We start from the raw sequence: 24612 nt of genomic DNA, 5'->3' as shown, positions 1-24612 counted from the left end.
CCATGTCCCTCCAGAACCCCCTCCCCGCCACCGCGATCGACGACCCGCTGAGCGCGACGCCCGCGCCCACCCGCGCCGTGCGCAGCCACTTCCTCGCGCGGATCCTCAAGGACCGCCGCGCCGTCGTCGGCGTCGCGATCCTCGCCCTCTTCGTCCTCCTCTCGCTGGCCGCTCCCCTGCTCTCCCCCGGCGATCCGAACACCGCCGTGGTCGCCGGCTCCGAAGCGCCCTCGCTCGCCCACCTGCTCGGCACGACGGCGAAGGGCGAGGACGTCCTCGCCCTCCTGCTCTGGGGGTCGCGCAGCTCGCTCTCGATCGGATTCGCGGTCGGCATCGCGGCCACGGTCGTCGGACTAATCGTCGGCCTCGCCTCGGCGTACTTCGGGCGGGTCGTCGACGACGTGCTCTCCGTCGTGACCAACGTGTTCCTGCTGATCCCCGGACTGCCGCTGCTGATCATCCTCGCCGCGTTCCTGCCGCCCGGGCCGGGCACGATCATCCTGGTGCTCGTCGCCACGGGCTGGGCGGGCTCGGCCCGCGTCATCCGCTCGCAGGCGCTGTCGCTGCGCGGCAAGGACTTCATCGACGCCTCCGTCGTCACCGGCGAGCGCTCGCTGCACATCATGCTGCGCGAGATGCTCCCCAACATGGCGTCCGTCGTGATGAGCACCTTCCTCGCGTGCGTCATCTTCGGCATCGGCGCTCAGGCGGGCCTGGAGTTCCTGGGCCTGGGCGACGTCTCGTCGGTCAGCTGGGGCACGAACCTCTACTGGTCGAGCATCGAGGGCTCCCTGATCCGGGCGACCTGGTGGACCTTCGTCCCCTCCGGCGTCGCGATCGCGCTCGTCGCCTTCTCGCTCGCGCTCATCAACTACGCGGTCGACGAGATCACCAATCCGCGCCTCATCCGCGCGAAGAAGAAGGGCCTCCGGAAATGAGCACCTCCTCCCCCTCGACCGACGACGTCGTCCTCGACGTCCGCAACCTCTCGATCGAGTACGAGACCGGGGCCGGCACCGTCCGCGCCGTCGACGACGTGTCCTTCACGATCCGCCGCGGCGAGACGTTCGGCCTCGCGGGCGAGTCCGGCAGTGGCAAGTCGACGATCGCCACGGCGATCCTCCGGCTCCTCGGCGCCAACGGCCGCGTCGTCTCGGGCTCCATCCACTGCGACGGCGTCGACGTCACCTCCCTCGACGACGAGGAGCTGCGCCGCTTCCGCTGGAGCCGCGTCTCGATGGTCTTCCAGAGCGCGATGAACGCGCTCAATCCGGTGATGACCGTCGGCGACCAGATCGTCGACGTCCTCGCCACCCACCGCGGCGACAGCCGTCGGGCCGCCAGGGCCCGAGCGGCCGAGCTGCTCGAGCTCGTCGGGATCGACCGCGATCGGATCGACGCCTACCCGCACCAGCTCTCGGGCGGCATGCGGCAGCGCGCCGTCATCGCGATCGCGCTCGCGCTCGAACCGCCGATGCTGATCATGGACGAGCCGACCACGGCCCTCGACGTGGTCGTGCAGCAGGAGATCATCCACGAGATCAAGGAGCTGCAGCAGCGCCTGGGCTTCGCGATCCTCTTCATCACGCACGACCTCTCCCTCATGGTCGAGATCTCGCAGCGGCTCGGCGTGATGCGGCACGGCCGCCTCCTCGAGAGCGGAGTGTCGCGCGAGGTGTACGCGAACCCCCAGAGCGACTACACGCGCAAGCTGATCGCGGCGTTCCCGCCGATCCAGCGGAGCACCGGCGGCGAGGCGGCCCCGGTCGAGAAGGCCGACGAGCGCGAGGTCGTCGTCTCGCTCAGCGGGCTGACCAAGGAGTTCCGCACCGGCGGGCTCTTCTCGAAGAAGTCCACGGTCGCCGTCGACCACGCCGACCTCGAGCTGCACGCGGGCGAGATCATGGCCCTCGTCGGCGAGTCCGGCAGTGGCAAGAGCACCATCGCGCGGATGCTCGCGCGCCTCGTCGAGCCGACCTCCGGCCGCATGGTCGTCGACGGTGTCGACGTCCTGCAGAAGGAGCCCCGCCGAGCGTCGCGGAACTACCGCCGAACGGTGCAGATGGTCTTCCAGGACCCCTTCGGATCGCTGAACCCGACGAAGAAGGTCCGCCACTTCCTCGAGCGGCCCCTGGTCCTGCACGCTCCCGAGCTGAACGCCCGCGAGCGCGTCGCGCGCGCCCAGGAGCTGATGGAGTCGGTCGAGCTCGACCCCGGGTTCCTCGACCGGTACCCGCACGAGCTCTCCGGAGGCCAGCGCCAGCGGGTCGCCGTCGCGCGCGCCCTCGCCGCCGACCCGAAGGTGATCCTCGCCGACGAGCCGACCTCGATGCTCGACGTCTCGGTGCGGATGGGGGTCCTCCAGCTCCTGCGCCGCCTGCGAGACGAGCGGGGGATCTCGATCCTCTACATCACCCACGACCTCGCCTCGGCCCGCTTCCTCGCCGACACCACGAGCGTGATGCTCCAGGGCGTCCTCGTCGAGGGCGGCAGCAGCGCCGAGGTCATGGACTCGCCCCGCCACCCCTACACGCGACTCCTGATCTCGGCCGCGCCCGATCCGCACCGGACCGAGGCCTTCGACCGCGCCGACCGAGCGCAGGCGCGAGCCGAGATCGCCGGCATCACCTCCCGCCGCAGCGCGGGCGCCGACCGCGGGGCCGTGCAGTGGATCACCGGCACGCACTGGGTGAACCGCGACGGCATCGACGACGCCGACCGGCCCGTCGTCGGCGCCCTCGGAGGCACTCCCCCCGTCGGCACCCCCGACACCACCCTGCTCACGCACCCCGAGAGGACCCCTCGATGACCACCACCGCCCTCTCCGTGAGGCCGGCCGTGCACTTCGCACCGGCCCGCCACTGGATGAACGACCCGAACGGCCTGATCCACCACGGCGGCCGCTACCACCTCTACTTCCAGCACAACCCGAGCGGAGACGACTGGGGGAACATGAGCTGGGGCCACGCCTCCAGCGCCGACCTGCTCACCTGGACCGAGCACCCCGTCGCACTGCTGCACGATGAGCACGAGGGCGTCTTCTCCGGCTCGATCGTCTTCGACGCGACGAACTCCTCCGGGCTCGGCACCGCGGAGGAGCCTCCGCTCGTGGCGCTCTACACCTCCGATCGCGAGGGCAGCCAGTCGCAGGCCCTCGCCTCGAGCACGGACGGCGGCGAGACCTGGACGAAGCACGGGGTGGTCCTGGACCGCGGCACCGCCGACTTCCGCGATCCCAAGGTGTTCCGCTACCAGGACCACTGGGTGATGGCGACCGTGGAGGCGCTGGATCACCAGGTCCACCTCTTCCGCTCCGACGACCTGCGCTCGTGGACGCCGCTGTCGGTGTTCGGCCCGGCGGGCGCGACGGACGGGGTGTGGGAGTGTCCCGACCTCTTCCCGCTCGACGGCCGCTGGGTGCTGCTGGTCTCGCTGAACCCCGGCAACCCGGCGGGCGGCTCGGGCATGCAGTACTTCGTCGGCGACTTCGACGGCACCTCCTTCACCGCGACGTCGTGGGACTGGCTCGACCGCGGGCGCGACTTCTACGCGGGAGTGACGGTGTCCGACTCCCCCGCGCCCACGATGATCGGGTGGATGAGCAACTGGGACTACGCCCACACGGTCCCGACCTCGCCGTGGCGCGGATCCGCCGCTCTGCCCCGCCTGCTCTCGCTCGAGGGCGAGCGGCTGGTGCAGCGTCCGGCCCTTCCTGCGACCGGGGAGCCCGACTTCTCCTCCGACGACCCGTCGCCGAGCGCCGGGCTCTTCGCGGTCCCGGAGAGCGCGCACGGCCGGGCGCTCCGGATCCGCCTCCGCTGCCGGCCCGCCGCGGCACCTCTCGAGCTGGTCGTGCGCGCCTCGGCCGACGGCACGCGCGGCACCGTCGTCCGCATCGAGGAGGGCCGCCTGAGCATCGACCGCCGGGAGTCCGGCGACACGAGCTTCTCGCCCGCCTTCGCGAGTGTCTCGACGGCCGCAGTCCCCTCGCGAGAGGGCGGCGTCGAGCTCGACGTGTGGGTCGACGTCTCCTCGATCGAGGTGTTCGCCGACGACGGCCGCATCGTCCTCACCGACCAGATCTTCCCCGCCGACGACGACATCGCCGTGCTGCTGCGCTCCGAGTCCGCGGTGCTCGCGGACGTCTCCCTCGACGTCACCGTGCTCGATGGCCGGTGAGCACGAGAGGGCCGTCCGGCCGGCGGTCCTCGTCCTCGGTGACGTGCTGATCGACGAGCTGCGGACGCCCGAGGGGTCGATCGATGTCGCGGGAGGCTCCGCGCTGAACGTCGCGGTGGGATTCGCGGTGCTCGGCGTCCCGGCCGTGCTCGCCGGCATGGTCGGCGACGATCCGGCCGGCGCGCTGCTCCGCGGGCACCTCGAGGCGCACGGCGTCGCGCTGCTGGCGACCGAGGCTCCGCTCGGCACCGGGCGCGCCGTCTCCGACCGCTCGGCGGGCGAGCCGCGCTACTCCTTCTCCGAGGCGACGCGCCGGCGGACGCTCGTGCCGACGGAGGCGCTGCGGCAGGCGGCCGCCCGGGCCGACGTGATCGTCGTCAGCGGGTTCCCGTTCGACGATCCCGCCGAGGTGCGGACCCTGGAGGCGCTCCTCCCTCCCTCCGCCCGGCTGGCGCTCGACCCGAACCCGCGGCACGGCCTGCTGCGCGATCGGACCGCCTTCGCCGAGGGCCTGCTGAGACTGGCGGCCCGCGCCGATCTGGTGAAGGTCGGCGCCGACGACGCCGAGCTCGTCTTCGGCGCCGGCCTGCCCGACGCCACCGAGCGGCTGCTCGCGGCGGGCGCCGGGGTGGTCCTCGAGACGGCGGGGCCCGACGGAGCAGCCCTCGTGGGCCGCTCGCAGCGCACCGAGGCGCCCATCGCGTCGGCGCCGGGCGCGATCATCGACACGATGGGTGCCGGTGACGCGACCTTCACCACCGTCGTCGCCGGGCTCGTCCTCGGCGACCAGGATCCGATCCTCGCCCTCACCCGAGCGATGGCGATCGCTGCGGCGACGATCCGCTCGCCGGGCGGGCTCCTCCGGCGTCCCGTCTAGGGCCCCCACACCCGGCCCCGGTGCGCCTCCGCGCCCGGGGCCTTCGTCGCGCTCGAGCCGTCGTCGCGACCGGGCCGACTCGAGCCGAATTCGCGTGATTAAACGGTTGATCAATGACTCGAGAAGCGGTTATGGTGTGCGTAACCGATTAACCACACGATGGAGTGACATGAGTCAGCGCGGCTTCCACCGCCCCGAGAACGCCTGGGTCGGGGATCTCATCCCCTGGCAGGACGATGACGGGTTCCACCTCTTCCACCTGCACGAGACGCGGGCGACGCCGAAGGAGGGCATGCCCTGGCGGCGCGTGATCACGCGGAACCTGATCGACTTCGAGGACGCGGGGGTCGCCCTCGACTCCGGCGGCCCCCACTCGGACGACTTCAACGTCTACACGGGCAGCGTCGTCCAGGACGCCGAGGGCGTCCACCACGTCTTCTACACCGGCCAGAACCCCGAGCACCGCGGTCCCGACGGCCTCCCCCTGCAGCTCGTCCTGCACGCGACCAGCCACGACGGCATGCGCACCTGGCAGCGCCGCCCCGCGGACACCTTCGGCGCGACCCCCGGCTACGAGACGGCCGACTGGCGCGATCCCTTCGTCTTCCGCGACGAGGAGGCGGGCCTCTGGCGCATGCTCATCACGGCCCGCCACATCGACGGCCCCTCACGACGGCGCGGCGTGATCGCGCAGTGCACCTCCACCGACCTGGCTGTCTGGCAGCCGGCCGAGCCGTTCTGGGACCCGCGGCGCTACCTCGCCCACGAGTGCCCGGAGGTCTTCCGCTGGGGCGGCTGGTGGTACCTCGTCTGGTCGGAGTTCAGCGACTCCTTCGCCACCCGCTACCGGATGTCGCGCGATCTGCACGGGCCCTGGCTCGTGCCCGAGCACGACACGATCGACGGCCGGGCCTTCTACGCGGCCAAGTCGGCCCAGCGGGACGGCCGCCGCTTCTTCTTCGGCTGGATCGCCTCCCGCGAGGACTCGAGCGACGACGGCGCCTGGCAGTGGGCGGGCACCCTCTCGGTGCTCGAGGCCGAGCAGCGGGCCGACGGCACCCTCGCCTTCCACCCGACGGACGAGCTGCGCGAGAGCTTCGAGGAGCCGCGCCCGCTGCCCCCCGAGGGGAGCGTCCTCGACGCCCCCGACGGCTACGCGCAGCTGCTGACCGGGGCGGAGGCGCCCACCGCCTTCCGCCTGGTCGCCACCCTCGACATCGGCGCCGGCACCACCGAGTGCGGCGTGCTCCTCCGGGCGAGCGCCGACGGCGACGAGAGCTACGTCCTGCGCCTCGAACCGCGTCGCCACCGCCTCGTCATCGACCGGTGGCCCCGCCGGGCGACCGGGACCGAGCAGTGGCAGATCTCGGGCGACGTCCCCTTCGCCGTGGAGCTCGAGCGGCCGGTCCGCCTCGAACCCGGCCGCCACGAGCTCGAGGTCGTCGTCGACGGCGACCTTTGCATCGCCACGGTCGACGACGCCGTCGTGCTCAGCACGCGCCTGTACGACCGCCCCGCCGGCGAGGTCGGCGTCTTCGTCGGAGAGGGCCGGGTCGAGATCGTCGGCTTCGCCCTCGCCGAACGCCGACCGGCGACCGACTCCGACGAGGCGCGCCTGCTCGTCTCCGCCGACGCCTGACCCCGTCGACTCCCCACCCCGCACGCCCACCACCCACACCGATCAATGGAGATTCCGATCATGCCCGCCATCACGCGCAGAGGCTCGTTCCTCGCCGCAGCCTCGACCGCCCTCGTCCTGCTCCTCTCCGGCTGCGCCGGAGGCTCGTCCGGTGCAGCCCCCACCGACGTGAACCCCGAGGGCGAGATCGTCCCGCGCCCGATCTCGTGGCTGCTCTCGCGCCCCGCCGACGGAGGCGTCATCACGGCGATGCAGCAGATCGCCGACGAGTACGCGGCCGACCACCCCGGCTTCGAGCTCGATCTGATCACGACCCCCGACCGCCCCTCGTACGTCCAGAAGTACGAGACGCTCGCCGCCGCGAACAAGCTGCCCGAGCTCTTCGACACCGACGCCACCCCGTTCGCGCAGAAGCTCGCCGGGCAGGGCCGGATGATGGACGTCGACGCCCTGCTCGAGGACCTCGGCCTGGCCGACGAGTACCGGGAGGCCGCCCTCGACTACCAGCGCTTCGACGACGGATCGCTGTACATGGTCCCGTTCGAGTTCCAGCTGGAGTTCTTCTGGTACAACAAGGCGCTCCTGCAGAAGGCCGGAGTCACCGTCCCCGCGACCCTCGACGACTTCCCCGCGATGTGCGAGGCGCTGCGGGCCCAGGGCGTCACGCCGATCGCCCTGGACGGCCAGGACCAGTGGCCGCTCGAGCGCTACATGGCCTATTACCCGTTCCGCACGGCGGGTCCGCAGTACGTGCAGGACCTCAAGAACGGTGAGGCCTCCTTCTCGGACGCGCCCGGTCGCGCCGCGGCCGAGTGGCTCTCGTCGCTCGGCGAGGCGGGCTGCTTCCAGGAGGGCTTCTCGTCGACGGGCTACGCCGATGCGCAGGCGCTCTTCACCTCGGGGAAGGCCGCGGTCTACAACATCGGCACCTGGGAGCTGGGCAACCTCGCGACCGAGGCGCTCGACCCCGCGGTCCGCGACTCCGTCGACTACTTCACCCTGCCGAGCGTCGAGGGAGCCGTGACCGCCGACGACGAGTACGTCACCCCGTCCGGCATCGGCATGGCCGTCAACTCCCAGACCTACGACCCGCTGGTGCGCGACTTCCTCGCCTTCGCCCTGAAGCGCTACCCCGAGGTCTACGCCGCCACCGGCGCCCTCTCGCCCACCACCACGGCCACCACGGCCGTCCCCGCCGACGCCACGCCCCTGTACACCCGCGCCGTCGAGCAGGCCGACAGCGTCGGCTCCGCCATCGCGATGCCCTGGGACACCCAGCTCGACCCCGCCACCAACACCCGCCTGCAGCAGGAGCTGACCCTGCTCGTCCAGGGCGACACCACTCCCGACCAGTTCGTCGAGACGATGGATGCGGCCCTCGCGGAGAACAGCGATGACTGAGCTCGCTCCCGCGCCGACGAGGCGACGCGCGCGGCCCGCCGTCGCCTCGATGCTCCCCCGCCGCTCCCGCCTCTCGGTCCTCGTCTTCCTCCTGCCACCGCTCGTGGTCTACGGGCTGGCCGTGCTGCTCCCGATCGTGCAGTCGCTCGTCCTGAGCTTCTTCCGCTGGGACGGCATCACCGACATGGCCTTCGTCGGCCTCGACAACTACGTCAAGATGCTGACCCGCGACGACGTCTTCTGGACCTCGTTCGGCAATGCCCTCGGCTACCTGGCGATCTGCCTCGTGCTCCAGCTCGGCGGCGCGCTCATCGTCGCGAGCCTGCTCACCGCCCTCCCGCGGGCCCGCGAGCTGGTCAAGACGCTCTACCTCCTGCCCGCCGTCATCTCGACCGTGGCGATCGCCATCCTGTTCCAGCGGATCTACTCGCTGGAGCCGCTGGGACTGCTCAACCAGGCTCTCGGCTGGATCGGGCTCGACGGCCTGCAGACGGCCTGGCTCTCGAACGTGTCGACGGTGCTGGCCGCCGTGTCGATCCCGGAGGGCTGGCGCTTCACCGGGCTGTACATGCTGATCATCTACGCCGCCCTGCTGGCCGTCCCGCGCGAGCTCGAGGAGGCGGCCCGGCTGGACGGCGCGACCTGGTGGCAGCTGTTCTGGCGAGTGCGCTTCCCGTACATCCGCCCGGTCTGGATCACCACGACGATCATGGCCACCACCTTCGCCCTGCGCGGGTTCGACATCCCCTACCTACTCACGAACGGCGGGCCGGGCCAGTCGTCCGAGCTCCTGACGACCTACATGTACAAGACGGCCTTCGTGCACACCGACTACGGCTACGCCAGCGCGATCTCGGTCTTCATCGTGATCGAGTGCCTGATCGCGGTCGGCATCATCCTCCTGCTCCTGCGTCGAAGGGACGACTCATGACCACGCCCGTGCTCACCCGGCCGACAGCGGCCGCTCTCCCGACCACCCCGGCACCGCGCCCGCGCCGGCCGCACCGGTCCCCGCGGCTGCGGGCGCAGCGGATCCTGCTCACCGTGACCGTCGTCGCGATCGTCCTCGTGCAGGTGTACCCCCTGGCCTGGCTGTTCCTGACCAGCTTCCGCACCGCCGCCGACTTCGCCGGCGGCAACCCGTTCGCCCTGCCCGCCGAGGTCACGCTCGAGAACTACTCCCGCGCCTTCGGGAGCGGGAACCTCGGGCTGAACATCGTCAACAGCCTGATCGTCACCCTCGGCGCCAGCGCCGTGATCGTCGTGGCCGGGATGATGGCGGCCTTCGCCCTGCAGGTCCTCGGATTCCGAGGGAGCAGGGTCGTGCGCTCGCTGTTCCTCCTGGGCATCATCGTGCCGGTGCAGATCGCCCTCGTCCCGCTGTTCATCGACTACTCGCGGGTCGGACTCCTCGACACGCACCTGTCGATGATCATCCCGCTCGCCGCATTCGCCCTGCCGATGGCGGTGTACCTGTTCTCGTCGTTCTACGAGTACATCCCCGCCGAGATGTACGAGGCGGCCTCGCTCGACGGAGCGGGTCCGTTCCGGATCTTCCTGAGGATCACGTCGCCGCTGTCGGTGAACACGATCATCACGGTCGTGCTGGTGAACAGCATCTTCATCTGGAACGACTTCATCTTCGCCAACACCTTCGTCCTCTCGGACGGGTTGAAGACGATCCCGCTCGGCCTGCAGAACTACATCGGCGCGATGGGGAACACTGACTGGACGGCCACCTTCGCGGCGGTCTGCGTGACGGTGACGCCGCTTCTGCTGGTCTTCCTCGTCTTGAACAAGGCCATGATCCAGGGCCTCGAGAGCGGAGCGACCAAGGGATGAGCACGACGGACCACGGGCGCAACGGACCGGTCGTCACCATGAGAGACGTGGCGAAGGCGGCCGGCGTGTCCGTGGCGACCGTCTCCCACGTCGTCAACGACAAGCCGGGGGCCCGGATCGGCGAGGGTGCGCGGCTCCGGGTCCAGGAGGCGGTGGCCCGCCTCGGCTACCGCCCCAACGCCCTCGCGAAGACGCTCCGGCACGGGAGCTCCCGCTTCATCGGGCTCGTGGCCGACGCGATCGCGACCACTCCCTTCGCCGGCCAGATCATCCACGGCGCTCAGGACGAGGCCTGGAGACAGGGCTACGTGCTCCTGATCGCGAACTCCGACGGCAACCGCGCGGCCGAGGACGAGGCGATCGCGATGATGCTCGAGCACCAGGTGCACGGCATCCTCTACTCCACCTGGTACCACCGCGAGATCGTCGTGCCGGAGATGCTGCAGGAGACCGACACCGTGCTGGTGAACTGCTTCGCCCCGGGCAGCGGCCTGCCTGCGGTGGTGCCGGACGAGGAGCAGGGCGGCCGGACGGCGACCGAGGAGCTGCTGGCCGCGGGCCACCGCCGCATCGCCTTCATCAACACGACCACGGTCTCCCCCGCTCGCAGCGGCCGGCTCGCGGGCTACCGCTCCGCTCTCGACGCGGCCGGCCTGCCCTTCGACGAGGACCTGGTCGTCGAGGCCTCGCCCGAGCAGGAGGGCGGGTACCTCGCGACCGAGCGGATCCTGGCCTCGCGCGCCGGCGCCGTGTTCTGCCACAACGACCGTGTCGCGATGGGGCTCTACGACGGGCTGCGCGAGCACGGCCTGCGGATCCCCGAGGACGTCGCCGTGATCGGCTTCGACAATCAGGACGTGATCGCGGCCCACCTCCGGCCTCCGCTGACGACCGTCGCCCTGCCCCACTACGAGCTCGGCGCAGCGGGCGTCAGGCTCCTCCTGAGCAGGGGTGCCACTGCCGCCGAGCACCCGCAGCTCGTCGCGTGCCCGCCGGTGAGGCGCGACTCCGTCTGAGCAGGCCGTCGCCGGGCCGTTCGTCGAAGGCCTTCTCCGCTAGTTTCTTCCGCTATCGGCCAACCGGTCGAAGAACAGTGCGTGACGAATTCCGGCGCGACCGCGCTCGTGCGTTACGGTCCTCACCAGGTGACGGCCGCCCCGTTCCGTGGGCCGCCCTCCGCGACGGGACCGGGGTTCTCATGGCACACGACCACATCGATGTCGATCGACGGACCGTTGTGCGGGCGGGAGCCTGGAGCGCTCCCGTCATCGCGGCCGCTCTCAGTGCGCCCCGTGCGTCGGCCAGCACAGGAGGCGAGCTGCACTGGCGCAGCTGGACGTTCGCCGTCACCGGCGCGCCGTTCTACAAGCCGGGCGTGCAGCTGGAGGTCGTCGGGGGGACCTCTCCCGTCACCACCGCATCGGTGCAGCTGCTCTTCGCCCCGGCCGAGGAGACGGGAATCTGCTACGGCCTCTCGAACGGAGCGCAGGCGGGGTGGACACTGGGCGACTACGGAGACGGGAACATCGTCACCGCCTTCTGGTCAGGATCGATCGCTCCCGGCGAGGCGCTGCCTCCGGTCGCCTTCGACATGCGCTTCGACATCACGCCGGAGTCCTTCACCGCCGCTGCGCAGAGTCCTCAGGCGACGTCCCCCGAACCCCTCACTGTCGAGGCTGCGACCTCCTGACGGCAGCCGTTCACCCGCCGCAGAGCACCCGTTCACCTGCAGAAGAGGAGGGTCTGGACAAACGTAGGAACATCGACGACGACCCCGCGCAGCGCGAATACCCGCCGTTATCGTGGAGCCACTCTGGACTCCCAGAGACGACGACCACTTCGAATTCGACCCGGGCAGGGCTCGGGATCGACCTGAGCACGGAGGTTTCGATCATGCCGTTTGTGACCACGGACGATGGCTTAGAGATCTACTACAAAGACTGGGGAAGCGTCGACGCGCAGCCCATCGTGTTCCACCACGGATGGCCGCTGTCCTCGGACGACTGGGACGCGCAGATGCTGTTCTTCCACTCCCACGGCTACCGCGTGATCGCGAGCGACCGTCGCGGTCACGGCCGCTCGACCCAGGTGGGCACCGGTCACGACATGGACCACTACGCCAGCGACGTCAACGCCGTGGTCGAGCACCTCGACCTCCGCAACGCCGTCCACATCGGCCACTCCACGGGCGGCGGCCAGGTCGCGCGCTACGTGGCGAAGTACGGCGAGCCCCAGGGCCGTGTGGCGAAGGCGGTCCTCGTCTCGTCGGTGCCCCCGCTGATGGTGCAGACCGAGGCGAACCCCGACGGGACGCCGATCTCCGTCTTCGACGGCTTCCGCGAGGCACTCGCGGCCAACCGCGCCGAGTTCTTCCAGGCCGTCGCCTCCGGCCCGTTCTACGGGTTCAACCGCCCCGGCGCGGCGGTCTCGCAGCCGGTGATCGACAACTGGTGGCGTCAGGGCATGACCGGATCGGCGCTCGCGCACTACGAGGGCATCGCCGCGTTCTCCGAGACCGACCAGACCGCGGACCTCGAGGCCATCACCGTCCCGGTCCTCGTCACGCAGGGCGACGACGACCAGGTCGTGCCCTACAAGGACGCCGCGCTGAAGCAGCACGAGCTGCTGCAGAACTCGACCCTCAAGATCTACGAGGGCTACCCGCACGGCATGCTGACGGTCCACGCCGACGTCATCAACCCCGACCTGCTGGCGTTCATCCAGGCGTAGCACCGGGGCGGCACCGGCAGTCGTGACGCGCAGGTGCACCCCGGGACGTTGCGGGGTGCATCTGCGCGTCTCTGGCCGGAGACGGTGATCACGGAGGATCACCGCTCGGGACGGAGCGGCTCCTCCTGGACTGCCGCGTGGTCGCGCTGATCGCCCTCCGGCGCGGCGGAACCCCGGGTACCTCTACTCCCACTCCGCTCAGCCGCTCGGAGCCCGGTCGTCGTCAGACCGCTCGAGAAGGAGAGAGAGCCAGGCGACCCCCTCCGCCGCGCGGTCCGGCCGCGCCGGCCCGACCCGCCGACACCGGCCTGAGCGGCTGGTGTCGGCACGTCTCGCGCGCGTGTCGGCCCTCGCCGCTCCGGGGTCGACGAGTTCGCGAGCCGAACCGTTCGTCGACCGCAAGAACGGTGGAGGTGCGGACGATCGAGCGGGAGTTCCGTCATTTGATGAATCTTTTCCCCGGCCGACCGGCCCATCATCGTCGGAAGGCAGTGATGACAACATCACGCTGCGAGGAAAGGAATCGTGCCCTCATGCCCACCGTCGCCGAAGTCATCGTCGCCACTCTCCGTGAGAACGACGTCCGCCGCATCTACGGTCTGCCCGGTGACACCCTCAACGGATTCACCGACGCGTTGCGGAAGGACGGCACCGTCAGCTGGGTGCACGTCCGTCACGAGGAGGCCGCCGCGTTCGCCGCTGCCGCCTCCGCAGAACTCACCGGAGACCTGGCCGTGTGTGCGGGGGGCTGCGGCCCGGGCAACCTGCATCTCATCAACGGTCTCTACGACGCGAACAGATCGCGTGTCCCGGTCCTCGCCATCGCGGCCCACATCCCGACGAAGGAGATCGGCACCGGCTACTTCCAGGAGACCCACCCGCAGGAGCTCTTCCGTGAGTGCTCTGTCTACGTCGAGTACGTCGCTGACGCGAAGCAGATGCCGCGGCTGCTCGAGATCGCGATGCGCGCCGCGGTGGAGAAGCGCGGTGTCGCGGTGCTCGTCATCCCCGGCGATGTCCTGGTCGCCGAAGCCTGGCACCACCGCACGGTCCGGGTGGAGCAGGCAAGGCCCCGCATCATCCCGTCCGAAGGAGAGCTTCAGCGAACCGCGGACATGCTCAACCACGCGAGCAGGGTGACGATCCTCGCGGGCGCAGGCGTGCAGGGAGCCCACGACGAGGTGATCGCCCTCGCCGAACGTCTGCAGGCGCCGATAGTGCATGCACTTCGTGGCAAAGAGCACATCGAGTGGGACAACCCCTACGACGTCGGCATGACCGGGCTTCTCGGATTCACCTCCGGCTACCGGGCCATGGAGGACGCGGACGTCGTCCTCATGCTCGGAACAGACTTCCCCTACGAGCAGTTCTATCCCGCGGGAGCGAAGCACATCCAGGTCGACATCCGCGGCGAACAGCTCGGCAAGCGGCACCCGGTCGACATCGGACTGGTCGGGACCGTGAGAGACACGGCCCTCGCCCTCCTGCCGCTGCTGAACGGTTCACGACACAGTCACCACCTCGACGAGGCTCGGAAGCACTACGCCAGGACCCGCGAGAAACTGGACGACCTGGCCGTACCGGCCGGGCACCAGAAGCCCCTGCATCCGCAGTACATCGCTCGAGTGCTCGACCGTCTCGCAGACGAGGACGCCGTCTTCATCCCCGATGTCGGATCTCCCGTCATCTGGGCGGCGCGCTATGTGAGGACGAACGGGAAGCGACGCGTGATCGGGTCCTTCGTCCATGGATCCATGGCGAACGCGGTCTCGCACGCCATCGGCGCCCAGACCGCCTTCCCCGACCGGCAGATCATCGCGATGGCCGGCGACGGCGGCTTGGCGATGCTGCTCGGCGAGCTGATCACCATCGTGCAGAACAACCTGCCGGTGAAGATCGTGGTGTTCGACAACTCGTCGTTGAACTTCGTCGAGCTGGAGATGAAAGCATCCGGATTCGTCTCTTTCGGTACGGATCTGAAGAATCCCGATTTCGCGGCGGTCGCCGAAGCGATCGGGATCGCCGGGTTCCGTGTGGACGACTCCGACGAGCTCGAGGAGGCGATGACGAGAGCCCTGGCACACGACGGCCCCGCCTTGATCTCAGTGCGCTCGGATCGACAGGAGCTCTCGATGCCGCCGAACGTGACACTGGAGCAGGCGAAGGGCTTCACGCTCTACGCCATCCGCACAGTACTGAGCGGGCGCGGAGACGAACTGCTCGACTTGGCATCGACCAACTTCCGCCAGTTCCTCTGACCCTTCCCGGTGCCATCGACACCTTCAGATCCGGCTGGACAGTGAGAGGAGAACACCATGATCGACTCGGATGAGGGCACTGCTGCCCTGCATTTCGCGACCGACATCACACCGCTCTTCCGGGACTTCGACCGGAACAGCATGGTCACGGCGTTCGACTTGTGGGACTACTCCGATGTCGTCGCTCACCAGGACGCGATCCTCTCTGCCGTGGAGAGCGGCGCGATGCCCTGCGATGGCGCCTGGCCCTCCGCCCGAGTCGCCGTCCTCAAGCGCTGGATAGCGGAAGGGTCGAAGCCGTGACCGGGCTGCACACCCCTGCGAAGCTGTCGGATCTCGAGCGTCGAGTCGGGTCGCCACGCGACCGTCCCCCTTCACGGAGCGGCACAGCTCTCGGCGGGTGTCCGGGCGGCGGGAGACACGGTCACGGCGGCGGAGGATCCGGACGCTTCTGGGTGACCTCGCCAGGGTCTGGTTCAGCCCGGGTCACGCTCATAGGTTCTGACAGAGCCGCAGCACTCAACCGGAGAAGGAGTCCCCGTGTCGGACGAGGTGTCAGTCAGTCCCAACATCCAGTACGGCCTGGTCGGGTCGGTTCCTCTGCTGCTCGACGTGTACAGCAGGACGGTGTCCGCGGCGGCGGACAGTGCTCGAGCCGCCATCGTCCTCATCCACGGCGGTGGGTGGTTCAGGGGAGACAAGAGCAAGGAGCCGGCGCTGGCGACGAAGCTGGTCGACGCCGGCTACATCGTGTTCGCAGCGAACTACCGCGAGGCCCCGGAGGCGACCTTCCCGGCCAGCAGGGAGGACGTCCTCGCTGCGGCGCAGTGGGCCGTCTCGTCCGACTGGGCATTCGATAGGAGCAGGCTGGCGTTCTTCGGCGGCTCGGCAGGCGGCAACCTGGTGGTCGAGGCCAGCATCGCCAGCGGCCGGCCTGCGGTCAGCTGGTCGGGCATGTTCGACCTCCTGCAGATCGTCGAAGCGACGGACGGCCTTCCGGCCCTCCCCACGTCGCAGGACCTCGACGCGATGAAGAGCGCCGACATCAATCAGACCGGTCGCAACGACGCCTTCCTGCGCTGGACGATCCTCAACGAGGTCGGAGGCGACCGCAGCCTGCTCGCCGCGGCCTCCACCCCTCGTCACGCCTCGCCGACCGGCGGGCCGGTGTTCCTCGCCAACTCGCTCGCCGAGTTCGTCCCGGTCAGCGATGCGCAGGCCATGCAGGCGGCGCTGTCGGCGGTCGGCGTCGCGAGCACGCTGCAGCTGATCCCGGGCACTCATCACGCCGAGGGGTACCTGGAGGCGGCCATCGGCCCGTCTCTCGCTTTCCTTCGCGACGCGCTCTCGGTGGCGTGAGGATGGCGCCCGCGGAGTTCGCCGGGATCGGCAACGTGTTCTACTTCGTCGACGACCTCGACGCGGCGGTCGCCTGGTACTCGGCACGCCTTCAGCGCGATCCCGTCGTCCGCGGAGGGGCGCTCGTGGCCTTCGACCTGAACGGAACGCGCCTGACCCTGCACGAGCGGGACGAGCTGAACCGGCCCGGACCTGCCGGAACCAGTCCCTATTGGACAGTCCCCGACGTCGACGCCTTCATCGCCGACTGGATCGCCCACGGTGCCCTCGCGCACCGCGGTCCGAAGACGGTGTTCACCGGGGAGCGGCTCTGCCAGTTGCTGGACCCGTTCGGCAACCTCTTCTCGGTGCGGCAGGCACCCCCCGGTGACTGACGACGCTGCGCGAGAGGGAGGGATGCGCTCGCCTTCATCCTCTGCCCCGCCACCGGCGCCGCCGTCGGCATGGGCACCGATGGCGATCACCGCGTTCCGGGTGCTGTGGTTCGCCCAGCTGGGCAGCAACATCGGCACCTGGATGCAGACCGTCGGAGCCCAGTGGTACCTGGTCGAGGCTGCCGCGGGTGCGGCGGTCATCGCCCTGGTGCAGACGGCGAGCCTGGCGCCCTCACTCCTCGTCGCCCTCCCCGCGGGCGTCCTGGCCGACTCCCTCGACCGACGACGGCTGCTGATCTGGGGCTCATCGGCCAGCGCCCTGCTGGCGGCCGCCCTGACGGTCGTGGCGGCCGTCGGCGCTCTGACGCCGTGGACGATCCTGGCCTTCACCTTCCTGCTCGGCATCACCTCCACCCTGACCTCGCCGGCCTGGCAGGCGATCCAGCCGGAGCTCGTGCCGCGCGAGCTGATCGCCGCGTCCTCCGCTCTCGGCGGTGTGACGGTGAACGGCGCCCGAGCGGTCGGCCCCGCTCTGGCAGGAGTCGTGCTGTCGGCGTTCGGGGCTCCCGTCGTCTTCGGCATCAACGCGCTGAGCTTCATCGGGGCGGTGCTGGCCCTCCTCTGGTGGAAGCGGCCCACTCAGACCGGCCTCGACGATCGCGAGCAGTTCGGCGCCGCGTTGAAGGCCGGGATCCGGTACGTCGCCTCGGCGCACCTCGTCCGCCGGATCCTGCTGAGGTCCGCGCTCTTCGCCCTCCCCGCCAGCGCCCTCTGGGCTCTCCTGCCGCTCACCGCGAAACGGCTCCAGCTCGACTCGAGCGGATACGGCTTCCTCCTCGGTGCTCTCGGCGTCGGCGCCGTGCTCGGCATCTTCGCCCTGCCTCTCGCTCGACACCGCTTCCCCGACAACCTCGTCATCGCAGCGAGCTCGGTGCTCTTCGCGGCGGGGTCGCTCGCAGCGGCGTTCCTCCCCTTCGTGCCGACGCTGATCCTCCTGGTCCTCGCGGGGCTGGCGTGGATCGGGACCCTGACGGTGCTGAACGCGGCCCTGCAGCTCACCCTGCCCCAGTGGGTGCGGTCCCGCGGGGCCTCGATCTACATCTTCGTCTTCATGGGGGTCATGGCCATCGGTTCGATCGGCTGGGGTCTGGTGGCGCAGGCCCTCGGCACCTCGCTCGCCTACGCGGTGTCGGCCGCCCTGCTGCTCGTCGTGGCGGCCAGCGTGCGGGCGCTCCCTCTGCTCCCGGGAACGAGCACCGTCGATCGCAGCATCTCGATGTCGTGGCCCACACCCACGCTGGTGTTCGAGCCGCAGCCCGCGGACGGGCCGGTGCTCGTGCAGATCTCCTACACGGTCGACGCCGGCGCCCTCGCCGCGTTCCGATCCGCTATGCGCCTCGTGGAAGGTTCTCGACGCCGGACCGGGGCCTCGAGATGGGCCCTCTACCGGAGCGGCGAAGAGGCCGACGTGCAGCTCGAGACGTTCATGGTGCCGTCGTGGGGCGAGTTCCGACGGCAGGAGACTCAACGTCTCACGGGTCGCGATCGCGAGATCCGCGCGGCTGCGCTGGCTCACGTCCACGGCGAACCCCTCGAACGCCACTTCTTCCCCAGCAGGACGTCCTCCCCGGGCTGAGCGGAGGATCCACCCGACGCGGCTCGTCCTGAATCTCCACTCGCGAAGAAGGGGGTTGCCCAGCGACCGTGCGAGCGACTGCGCGGGCCGAGTGGCGCCTCCGTCGTGAGAGCGCGATCATTGATCGACATGTGTCGTCGTCCCTCACCGGGCGGCGAGCACGGCACCGCCAGATGACCCGACGGAGTCCGACGATGAGCAGCCCCAGCCCCCTCGCGGGCTTCCTCCGCGCCAGGCGTGCGGCGCTGCGACCGGAGCAGGTCGGCCTGACCACCGCCGGCACGAGGCGCAGGGTCCCCGGTCTCCGGCGGGAGGAGGTCGCCGACCGCGCGAGGATCAGCCGCGACTACTACCTCCGCGTCGAGCAGGGTCACGACATCACCCCCTCGGATCAGGTACTCCGAGCGCTCGCTCACGCGCTCGACCTCGACGAGCACGAGCGCGCCTACCTGTTCCGTCTCGCTCGTCCGCTTCCTCCCCCGGGCGATCGGGCGCCGTCGACCACGGCGCCATCGATGGAGGCGCTGCTGGAGCACTGGCCGATGACCCCGGCCTTCGCGTTCGACCGGAACCTCGATGTCCTCGGGACGAACGACCTCCTCCGGCGCATCGCCCCGGAGAAGGGAGTGCCAGGCGCGAACCTCCTGCTCTCGGTCGCGGAGGGGTACGTCCACGCTCGTGAGGACGGCATCCCGGCCGACCAGCTCGAGGTCTGGGACAGCATCTTCCGCGAACTGATCGCCGCCCTGAGGTTCTACAGCGATCCCGACGACCCGCGTCTTCAGGAGATCGTCGGCGAGTGCTCGGTGCGGTACCGGCAGTTCCGCTCGGTCTGGGCCGAGTACGAGGTCCGCCCGATCACCCAGAGAGCGCTGCGGATCGACGTGGCTCCGTTCGGTTGGCTCGACTTCGACATGCAGACGTTCGAATCGGCCGTGGCACCGGGCCACTTCGTGGTGACGTACCTCGCCCGACCGGGGACTCCCGCCGCCGCGGCGATCGACCACTTGGCCTCGCTCCGCCCCGCTGCTCGGCAGACGGTGTCCGACGTCATGGCGAACGCGGAGCCGGCGGCTCCCGAACGGTGAGAGCGAGACGCCCGAGCGCATCGCGCGCCGCCGCGTCGGCGGGCTCGAACACGAGCAGCGTGTGCTCGTCGTCCAGCCGGGTCACGCGGTAGCCCAACGGAACGGTGCCGACGGCGGTGTCGAGGAAGCGGACCGACCCGCTCCCGGCGGCACGGGCGCCGACGGCCCAGGTGGTGGCGAAGCGCGGGCTCCTGGCCGATAGCTCTCCCACGACGCTCCGGAACCCGCGGTCCCCCTCGTGCCGATCGAGCGAGTCGCTCAGCAGAGCAGTGATCTCGTCCGCCGCGTTCCGCCAGCAGGCCCTGTCCTGCTGGGCCTGCGGGTCGAGGAACGTGAAGCGGGCGATGTTCACGCCCTCGACGAGAGCGGGCGAGAGGGCCCGCGCGAGAGGAGTCGCGGAGAGCACCTCGAGGTGCCGGTCGAGCAGCACGGCGGGCCGCTGCGCCCAGGGCGTCAGCAGCGCCCGCCCTCGAGCGGGATCCGGCGGCACGTCCGCTCCGTCGTCGTCCACGACCGTCACGGTAATCCGACGTCCGCGCCCGAGCGTGGCCATCGGAGGGCCAGGGAAGCGCCGTCCTGCTCGGAGTGTCCTCCGACGCCCACCGGGACGCCCTCGTCCGTGATGGACTGATCCGCATGATGGATTCTCTGCACACGACCGGGCACGACACGAAGGCCGGCGCCTGATGGCCGAGGAGCGCGCGATCCTCGCCGGCGGGTGCTTCTGGGGGCTCCAGGAGCTCATCCGCGACATGCCGGGTGTCTTCAGCACCCGTGCCGGGTACGCCGGCGGCAGCACTCCGAACGCGACCTACCGCCACCACGGCGACCACGCGGAGGCGGTCGAGATCGAGTTCGATCCCGAGCAGCTCTCCTACCGCGATCTGCTCGAGTTCTTCTTCCAGGTGCACGATCCCACCACGAAGAACCGGCAGGGCAACGACATCGGCACCGCCTACCGCTCCGTCATCCTCTTCCTCGGCCCCGAGCAGGAGCGGGTCGCCCGCGAGACGATCGCCGACATCGACGCGTCGGGACGGTGGCCCGGCCCGGTCGTCACCGAGGTCGAGCCGGCGGGCGAGTTCTGGGACGCCGAGGAGGAGCACCAGGACTACCTGCGCAAGCACCCCGGCGGCTACACCTGCCACTGGGTCCGCCCGAAGTGGGCGCTCGACGCCTGATCCGGGTCCGCCGCCCCGGCACCGGTAAGGGGGGCCTGCGAGGGGCACGCTAGCGGGGCGGACCCTCCACGAGGATCGGCCCATGAGCCCCCACCCGGACATCCGCCGATGAACCTGCAGAACGTGGTCGACGAGCTCGCCGGAGCACTCGGACGGCCCGTGGCGATCGAGGATCCCCGCAGCTGCGTGCTCGCCTCGAGCACGGGAGGCGCCATCGGGCAGCGCGCGACGCTGCGCTTCCCCGAGGAGCCCGCCCGCAGCGCCGCTCCGGACGCGCACCGACGCTGCCTCTTCCCTGTCGGTGACCTCCGCGGCCGCCTCGCGGTCCTCCGCGTCGGGCACGACCAGCTGCCGCCGCTGGCATCGGAGCACTACTCCCTCATCGAGGCGGCGGTCGACTCCGTCCGCCGCATCCTCAGCCCGTCGGCCCCGCTCGCCGACAGCTCCCGGCGAGCCGAGGTCCTCTCGGGGCTGCTGGCCTCCGATCCGGCGAGGCGCCGCTCCTCGTTCGCCGAGGCCGTCGAGCGCCACTGGCTGCGGCGCGACCAGCACACCGTCGTCCGCGCGGTGCTCCTCGACCGCGCGGGCGGGGCGCTGCAGAGGGCGTCGCTCGCGCGTCGCCTCGACGCGTCCCCCTCCTCGGGTCTCGTGCTCCTCGCCGATGAGGGCGGGATGCTGCTCTTCGTCAGCTTGGAGGCCCCGGGATCCACCCTCGGCGACGAGGCGGACGCGGTCGTCCGCGCGGAGGCGCGCAGCCGCGGCACGAGCGTCCTCGCCATCGGGTCCGCCCGTCACCGACGGGAGGACGACGACCTCCGCTCGACCGCCGATCACGCCTCCCTCGCGGCGAGCATCGTCAGCTCGCTGCCCGACGGCCGCGATCGCGGAGACATCGCCGATCTCGGCGCGTGGGTGCTCCTCTCCTCCGTCGCCGCCGACAGCTCTCAACTCGCGATGCTCTCGCCCGCGGCGGCGACGCTGCTCGAGAAGGGCGACGACATCCAGCGGCAGACCGTCGAGGTCTACCTCGACGTGCGAGGCAGCGTGCGCGAGGCGTGCGCGATCCTGCACATCCACCGCACCACGCTCTACTACCGGCTCGAGAACCTGCCGGCCGGGGTCAGGGCCGCGCTCGACGACGGACTCGCGCGGAGTGCGCTGCACCTGTGCCTTAAGCTGATGCGCTTCCGCGGCGGACTCGAGGCGCGGAGGGCGTCGTGACCGCGCGATCGCCCCGCGAGCCCGAGCTCCCGCAGGTCCGCCTGTACGGGCGGCGCGAGAGCCGCGACGCCTGGGAGATCCGCGACTTCCTCTCGCGCAGCGTGGTCTCGTTCTCGTGGACACCGCTCGACACCGACGAGCAGTGCGTCGCGGTCGCCGGCCGACCGCTCGCCGAAGCCGCCCTCCCCCTCGTCGTCTTCCCCGACGGGACCCGGGCATCGGATCCGAGCATCGCCGAGGTCGCCACCCGGCTCGGCTGGATCAGCTCCCCGCGGCTCGCCGAGTACGACCTCTCGATCTACGGCGCCGGGCCGGCCGGTCTCTCGGCCGCCGTCTACGCCGCCTCTGAGGGGCTGCGCGTGGTCGTCCTGGAGCGGTCCGCGATCGGCGGGCAGGCCGGCTACAGCAGCCTGATCGAGAACTACCTCGGCTTCCCGCACGGCATCGCGGGCGCGAGCCTCGCGGAGCGCGCCCGGCAGCAGGCCGTCGACTTCGGCGCCGAGCTGCTGATGATGCGCGAGGGGATCAGGGCCCGGTTCGCCGACGACCGGATCCACGCGCGGCTCGCCGACGGGACGACCATCGTCGCGCGGGCCAACATCTGCGCCACCGGCATCGAGTGGCGCCGGCTCGGCCTCGAGCGCGAGGACGAGCTGCTCGGTGTCGGCGTCTACTACGGAGCGGGCACCAGCGAGGCGCCGCTCTGCGAGGGGCAGGACGTCGTGGTCGTCGGAGGCGGGAACTCGGCCGGCCAGGCGGTGATGAACCTCGCCGCCCACGCGCGGCACGTGACCATGCTCGTGCGTGGTCCCGATCTGGCCGACAGCCTCTCGTCCTACCTCGCCGACAGGGTCGTCCGGCAGCCGAACGTGACGATCATGCTCGACTCGAGGGTTACCGGCCTGCACGGCGTCGAAGCGCTCGAGTCGATCGACGTCGAGAACACCGCGACGGGGGTGCACGGCGCGATCGGGACCTCGCACCTCTTCGTCTGCATCGGCGGCGCGCCCGACACCTCCTGGGCCGAGGGCACCGCCATCGTCCGCGACGCCTCCGGGTACCTCGTGACGGGCCCCGACCTCACGGGCGAGCACGCGGCACCCGGTTGGCCCCTGGAGCGCGCGCCGTTCTACCTCGAGACGAGCGTCCCGGGTTCCTTCGCCGCGGGAGACGTGCGCCGCAGCTCCGTCAAGCGGGTCGCCTCGGCCGTCGGCGAGGGCGCCATGGCCGTGACCTTCGCCCACCGCTACCTGCAGGAGACGTCCTCGTGACCCGGACGCACGGGAGCCCCTGGTGAACCCCGAGCCGAGCGACCGCCTCGACGAGGAGGAGGCGCCGCGCCCGGACGCGCTGCCCGTGGCCTCCGTGTCGGCCGCCTCGCTCCCCGACCGGCCCGCGGCGTTCCTCAACGCCCTGCTGACCGAGCACTTCGTCCTCGAGTCGGCACGGGGCATCACCGTCACCGAGTCGAGCAGCAGGTCGTCCCTCTACCTGACGATGCTGTCGAGCTCGCTCGTGGCGTTCGGCTTCCTCGCACCCACCCCGTACGCGATGGGGTTCCTGGCGGTGATCATCCCGGTCGTCGTCCTGCTCGGCGTGTTCACCTACGAGCGACTCGTGCAGACCTCGATGGAGGACATCGCCGCACTCACCGCCATCCAGCGCATCCGGCGCTACTACGGCACCCTGCTGCCCGGCGCCGGCAGCTACTTCACGATGCCGCGCGGCCCGCACGCTCCGAACGAGATGCTCGAGATCGGCCGGAGGCGCAGCTGGCGCGGCATCTTCTTCACCATGTCCTCGGCGATCGCCGTCGTGAATTCGATCGTCGCCGGAGCCGGAGTCACGCTGGCGCTCACGCAGAGCGGTGCCGCCGAGCTCCCGTCGATCGCCGCGGGCATCACCGCCGCCGCGGCCCTCGCGGTGCTGCACGGCGTCTACCAGTTCCACCGCTACCGGCAGATGCGCCTGCGCATCGCCGAGGCGGAGGCGCTGGACGGCTTCGAGGAGGCATGAGCGCAGGGCCGCTCTGGCGTGCTCCGCTCAGCGCTCGGCGAGGAGGATCTGCCAGTCGCGGGGCACCCGATCCGCCGGTCCGGGCGTCGTCTGACCCGCCGGGTGGCTCTGCGGGTCGGCGAGACGCGGGCCTTCGGTGTAGTCGTCGGCAGCGAAGTCCCAGAACCAGTCCTCGCCGGGCTCGAAGCTCTGCATCACGGTGTGGCCGGTGGCCCGCCAGTGCGCGGTCGCGTGCCGGTTGAGGGAGTCGTCGCAGCAGCCGACGTGCCCGCAGCGCGCGCAGCGGCGCAGATGCAGCCACCATGAGCCCGACTGCTCGCACTCGACGCAGCCGGGGCCGCTCGGAGGGACGGAGGGATCGATCATCTGCGACGTCATGCATACAGAGTGCCGCGAGACGGCGGGCCTGCACCAGGGCACGCGTGCAGTCAGGCAGCCAGGCGCCCGGCCGCATCCACGCGGAGCTCCGCCAGGCGGTCGCGCGTCGCCACGAGCTCCTCGATCTGCGCGTCGAGCCGCGACTGCTCGTCCTCGAGCAGCGTGAGCATCGCGGGTGTGGTCGTGCCCGAGTAGATGCAGGGCAGGAGCAGCACCACGTCGGCGCTCCCGAGACCCGCTCGGAACAGCTGCTGCACCAGCAGGACCCGGTCCACGGTGTCGGCTTCGAAGAGGCGCTGGCCACCGTCCGTCCGGCGGGAGGTGATGAGCTGCCGCGCTTCGTAGTACCGGAGCGACCGCACGCTGACTCCGGTGCGCCGCGCCACTTCGCCGATCTTCATCCCGTTTCCCCCGGCCTCTTGAAGCTGACACT

General features: G+C 70.6%; 24 protein-coding genes. 21 read left to right on the top strand and 3 right to left on the bottom strand.

Annotated elements, in window-relative coordinates:
• Positions 1–2 precede the first annotated feature (2 nt).
• From ASG06_RS08805 to ASG06_RS08725, 17 genes are all read left to right on the top strand, one after another.
• Positions 3–938: an ABC transporter permease gene (locus ASG06_RS08805; RefSeq protein ID WP_056041161.1), complete on the top strand. Its 936-nt coding sequence runs from the start codon at positions 3–5 to the stop codon at positions 936–938.
• Positions 935–2809: a dipeptide ABC transporter ATP-binding protein gene (locus tag ASG06_RS08800; protein WP_056041160.1), complete on the top strand. Its 1875-nt coding sequence runs from the start codon at positions 935–937 to the stop codon at positions 2807–2809. Before ASG06_RS08805 ends, ASG06_RS08800 begins: the two co-directional genes overlap by 4 nt.
• Positions 2806–4179, top strand: a complete 1374-nt coding sequence (locus ASG06_RS08795; RefSeq protein WP_056041158.1) for a glycoside hydrolase family 32 protein — start codon at positions 2806–2808, stop codon at positions 4177–4179. Before ASG06_RS08800 ends, ASG06_RS08795 begins: the two co-directional genes overlap by 4 nt.
• On the top strand, positions 4169–5056 hold the full coding sequence (locus ASG06_RS08790) for a carbohydrate kinase family protein (protein ID WP_056041155.1): 888 nt from the start codon (positions 4169–4171) through the stop codon (positions 5054–5056). The genes ASG06_RS08795 and ASG06_RS08790 overlap by 11 nt, the downstream gene beginning before the upstream one ends.
• Before the next feature lie 169 nt (positions 5057–5225).
• Positions 5226–6695, top strand: coding sequence for a GH32 C-terminal domain-containing protein (locus ASG06_RS08785; RefSeq protein ID WP_056041154.1), 1470 nt, complete (start codon positions 5226–5228; stop codon positions 6693–6695).
• 60 nt (positions 6696–6755) lie between these two features.
• Entirely contained in the window at positions 6756–8096 is a 1341-nt protein-coding gene (locus ASG06_RS08780) for an ABC transporter substrate-binding protein (protein WP_056042480.1), read from the top strand.
• A gap of 49 nt (positions 8097–8145) precedes the next feature.
• The gene (locus ASG06_RS08775; RefSeq protein WP_056042477.1) at positions 8146–9027 is read left to right on the top strand and encodes a carbohydrate ABC transporter permease; all 882 of its coding nucleotides are present in this window, start codon (positions 8146–8148) and stop codon (positions 9025–9027) included.
• Complete coding sequence (locus ASG06_RS08770; protein ID WP_056041151.1) at positions 9024–9938, top strand: carbohydrate ABC transporter permease; 915 nt, start codon at positions 9024–9026, stop codon at positions 9936–9938. Before ASG06_RS08775 ends, ASG06_RS08770 begins: the two co-directional genes overlap by 4 nt.
• Positions 9935–10954 carry a LacI family DNA-binding transcriptional regulator gene (locus tag ASG06_RS08765; protein ID WP_056041149.1) on the top strand — a complete coding sequence of 340 codons (1020 nt, stop codon included), beginning with the start codon at positions 9935–9937 and terminating at the stop codon, positions 10952–10954. Before ASG06_RS08770 ends, ASG06_RS08765 begins: the two co-directional genes overlap by 4 nt.
• Before the next feature lie 182 nt (positions 10955–11136).
• Entirely contained in the window at positions 11137–11628 is a 492-nt protein-coding gene (locus ASG06_RS08760; RefSeq protein WP_156465937.1) for a hypothetical protein, read from the top strand.
• A gap of 203 nt (positions 11629–11831) precedes the next feature.
• Positions 11832–12668, top strand: a complete 837-nt coding sequence (locus tag ASG06_RS08755; protein ID WP_056041145.1) for an alpha/beta fold hydrolase — start codon at positions 11832–11834, stop codon at positions 12666–12668.
• A 533-nt stretch (positions 12669–13201) separates the two neighbouring features.
• Positions 13202–14926, top strand: a complete 1725-nt coding sequence (poxB, locus tag ASG06_RS08750; protein ID WP_056041141.1) for a ubiquinone-dependent pyruvate dehydrogenase — start codon at positions 13202–13204, stop codon at positions 14924–14926.
• Between the two features lie 57 nt (positions 14927–14983).
• Complete coding sequence (locus ASG06_RS08745; RefSeq protein ID WP_056041138.1) at positions 14984–15229, top strand: hypothetical protein; 246 nt, start codon at positions 14984–14986, stop codon at positions 15227–15229.
• A 237-nt stretch (positions 15230–15466) separates the two neighbouring features.
• Complete coding sequence (locus ASG06_RS08740) at positions 15467–16285, top strand: alpha/beta hydrolase (RefSeq protein ID WP_056041135.1); 819 nt, start codon at positions 15467–15469, stop codon at positions 16283–16285.
• Between the two features lie 2 nt (positions 16286–16287).
• Positions 16288–16659, top strand: coding sequence for a VOC family protein (locus ASG06_RS08735; RefSeq protein ID WP_056041131.1), 372 nt, complete (start codon positions 16288–16290; stop codon positions 16657–16659).
• A 22-nt stretch (positions 16660–16681) separates the two neighbouring features.
• Positions 16682–18295, top strand: a complete 1614-nt coding sequence (locus ASG06_RS08730; protein WP_056041129.1) for an MFS transporter — start codon at positions 16682–16684, stop codon at positions 18293–18295.
• 194 nt (positions 18296–18489) lie between these two features.
• Entirely contained in the window at positions 18490–19383 is an 894-nt protein-coding gene (locus tag ASG06_RS08725; RefSeq protein WP_056041124.1) for a helix-turn-helix transcriptional regulator, read from the top strand.
• Here ASG06_RS08725 and ASG06_RS08720 read toward each other — a convergent pair.
• Positions 19346–19894 carry an MmyB family transcriptional regulator gene (locus ASG06_RS08720; protein ID WP_156465936.1) on the bottom strand — a complete coding sequence of 183 codons (549 nt, stop codon included), beginning with the start codon at positions 19892–19894 and terminating at the stop codon, positions 19346–19348. The two genes, ASG06_RS08725 and ASG06_RS08720, sit on opposite strands and share 38 nt — an antisense overlap.
• Positions 19895–20069: 175 nt before the next feature.
• On the opposite strand from ASG06_RS08720, the gene msrA reads away from it, so the two are divergent.
• From msrA to ASG06_RS08700, 4 genes are all read left to right on the top strand, one after another.
• The gene (msrA, locus tag ASG06_RS08715) at positions 20070–20564 is read left to right on the top strand and encodes a peptide-methionine (S)-S-oxide reductase MsrA (protein ID WP_056041118.1); all 495 of its coding nucleotides are present in this window, start codon (positions 20070–20072) and stop codon (positions 20562–20564) included.
• A 108-nt stretch (positions 20565–20672) separates the two neighbouring features.
• Positions 20673–21785 carry a helix-turn-helix domain-containing protein gene (locus ASG06_RS08710; protein ID WP_056041115.1) on the top strand — a complete coding sequence of 371 codons (1113 nt, stop codon included), beginning with the start codon at positions 20673–20675 and terminating at the stop codon, positions 21783–21785.
• Complete coding sequence (locus tag ASG06_RS08705; RefSeq protein WP_056041112.1) at positions 21782–23056, top strand: NAD(P)/FAD-dependent oxidoreductase; 1275 nt, start codon at positions 21782–21784, stop codon at positions 23054–23056. The genes ASG06_RS08710 and ASG06_RS08705 overlap by 4 nt, the downstream gene beginning before the upstream one ends.
• Positions 23057–23078: 22 nt before the next feature.
• Positions 23079–23801, top strand: coding sequence for a hypothetical protein (locus tag ASG06_RS08700; protein WP_056041109.1), 723 nt, complete (start codon positions 23079–23081; stop codon positions 23799–23801).
• Positions 23802–23828: 27 nt separating this feature from the next.
• Here ASG06_RS08700 and ASG06_RS08695 read toward each other — a convergent pair whose 3' ends face one another.
• Together ASG06_RS08695 and ASG06_RS08690 are read right to left on the bottom strand one after the other, a co-directional pair.
• Positions 23829–24179 carry a UBP-type zinc finger domain-containing protein gene (locus tag ASG06_RS08695; RefSeq protein ID WP_056041106.1) on the bottom strand — a complete coding sequence of 117 codons (351 nt, stop codon included), beginning with the start codon at positions 24177–24179 and terminating at the stop codon, positions 23829–23831.
• A 50-nt stretch (positions 24180–24229) separates the two neighbouring features.
• Positions 24230–24580 carry a MerR family transcriptional regulator gene (locus ASG06_RS08690; RefSeq protein ID WP_056041104.1) on the bottom strand — a complete coding sequence of 117 codons (351 nt, stop codon included), beginning with the start codon at positions 24578–24580 and terminating at the stop codon, positions 24230–24232.
• Positions 24581–24612 lie beyond the last annotated feature (32 nt).

Source organism: Rathayibacter sp. Leaf185, assembly GCF_001423885.1.
GTDB lineage: Bacteria > Actinomycetota > Actinomycetes > Actinomycetales > Microbacteriaceae > Rathayibacter.
The sequence above is the reverse complement of the archived record's forward strand: the minus strand, read 5'-3'. Positions and strand labels throughout refer to the sequence as shown.

Coding starts and splice junctions, on each gene's coding strand:
- ASG06_RS08805 (WP_056041161.1), top strand. CDS start 3: ATGTCCCTCCAGAACCCCCTCCCCGCCACCGCGATCGACGACCCGCTG.
- ASG06_RS08800 (WP_056041160.1), top strand. CDS start 935: ATGAGCACCTCCTCCCCCTCGACCGACGACGTCGTCCTCGACGTCCGC.
- ASG06_RS08795 (WP_056041158.1), top strand. CDS start 2,806: ATGACCACCACCGCCCTCTCCGTGAGGCCGGCCGTGCACTTCGCACCG.
- ASG06_RS08790 (WP_056041155.1), top strand. CDS start 4,169: ATGGCCGGTGAGCACGAGAGGGCCGTCCGGCCGGCGGTCCTCGTCCTC.
- ASG06_RS08785 (WP_056041154.1), top strand. CDS start 5,226: ATGAGTCAGCGCGGCTTCCACCGCCCCGAGAACGCCTGGGTCGGGGAT.
- ASG06_RS08780 (WP_056042480.1), top strand. CDS start 6,756: ATGCCCGCCATCACGCGCAGAGGCTCGTTCCTCGCCGCAGCCTCGACC.
- ASG06_RS08775 (WP_056042477.1), top strand. CDS start 8,146: ATGCTCCCCCGCCGCTCCCGCCTCTCGGTCCTCGTCTTCCTCCTGCCA.
- ASG06_RS08770 (WP_056041151.1), top strand. CDS start 9,024: ATGACCACGCCCGTGCTCACCCGGCCGACAGCGGCCGCTCTCCCGACC.
- ASG06_RS08765 (WP_056041149.1), top strand. CDS start 9,935: ATGAGCACGACGGACCACGGGCGCAACGGACCGGTCGTCACCATGAGA.
- ASG06_RS08760 (WP_156465937.1), top strand. CDS start 11,137: ATGGCACACGACCACATCGATGTCGATCGACGGACCGTTGTGCGGGCG.
- ASG06_RS08755 (WP_056041145.1), top strand. CDS start 11,832: ATGCCGTTTGTGACCACGGACGATGGCTTAGAGATCTACTACAAAGAC.
- poxB (WP_056041141.1), top strand. CDS start 13,202: ATGCCCACCGTCGCCGAAGTCATCGTCGCCACTCTCCGTGAGAACGAC.
- ASG06_RS08745 (WP_056041138.1), top strand. CDS start 14,984: ATGATCGACTCGGATGAGGGCACTGCTGCCCTGCATTTCGCGACCGAC.
- ASG06_RS08735 (WP_056041131.1), top strand. CDS start 16,288: ATGGCGCCCGCGGAGTTCGCCGGGATCGGCAACGTGTTCTACTTCGTC.
- ASG06_RS08730 (WP_056041129.1), top strand. CDS start 16,682: ATGCGCTCGCCTTCATCCTCTGCCCCGCCACCGGCGCCGCCGTCGGCA.
- ASG06_RS08725 (WP_056041124.1), top strand. CDS start 18,490: ATGAGCAGCCCCAGCCCCCTCGCGGGCTTCCTCCGCGCCAGGCGTGCG.
- msrA (WP_056041118.1), top strand. CDS start 20,070: ATGGCCGAGGAGCGCGCGATCCTCGCCGGCGGGTGCTTCTGGGGGCTC.
- ASG06_RS08710 (WP_056041115.1), top strand. CDS start 20,673: ATGAACCTGCAGAACGTGGTCGACGAGCTCGCCGGAGCACTCGGACGG.
- ASG06_RS08695 (WP_056041106.1), bottom strand. CDS start 24,179: ATGACGTCGCAGATGATCGATCCCTCCGTCCCTCCGAGCGGCCCCGGC.
- ASG06_RS08690 (WP_056041104.1), bottom strand. CDS start 24,580: ATGAAGATCGGCGAAGTGGCGCGGCGCACCGGAGTCAGCGTGCGGTCG.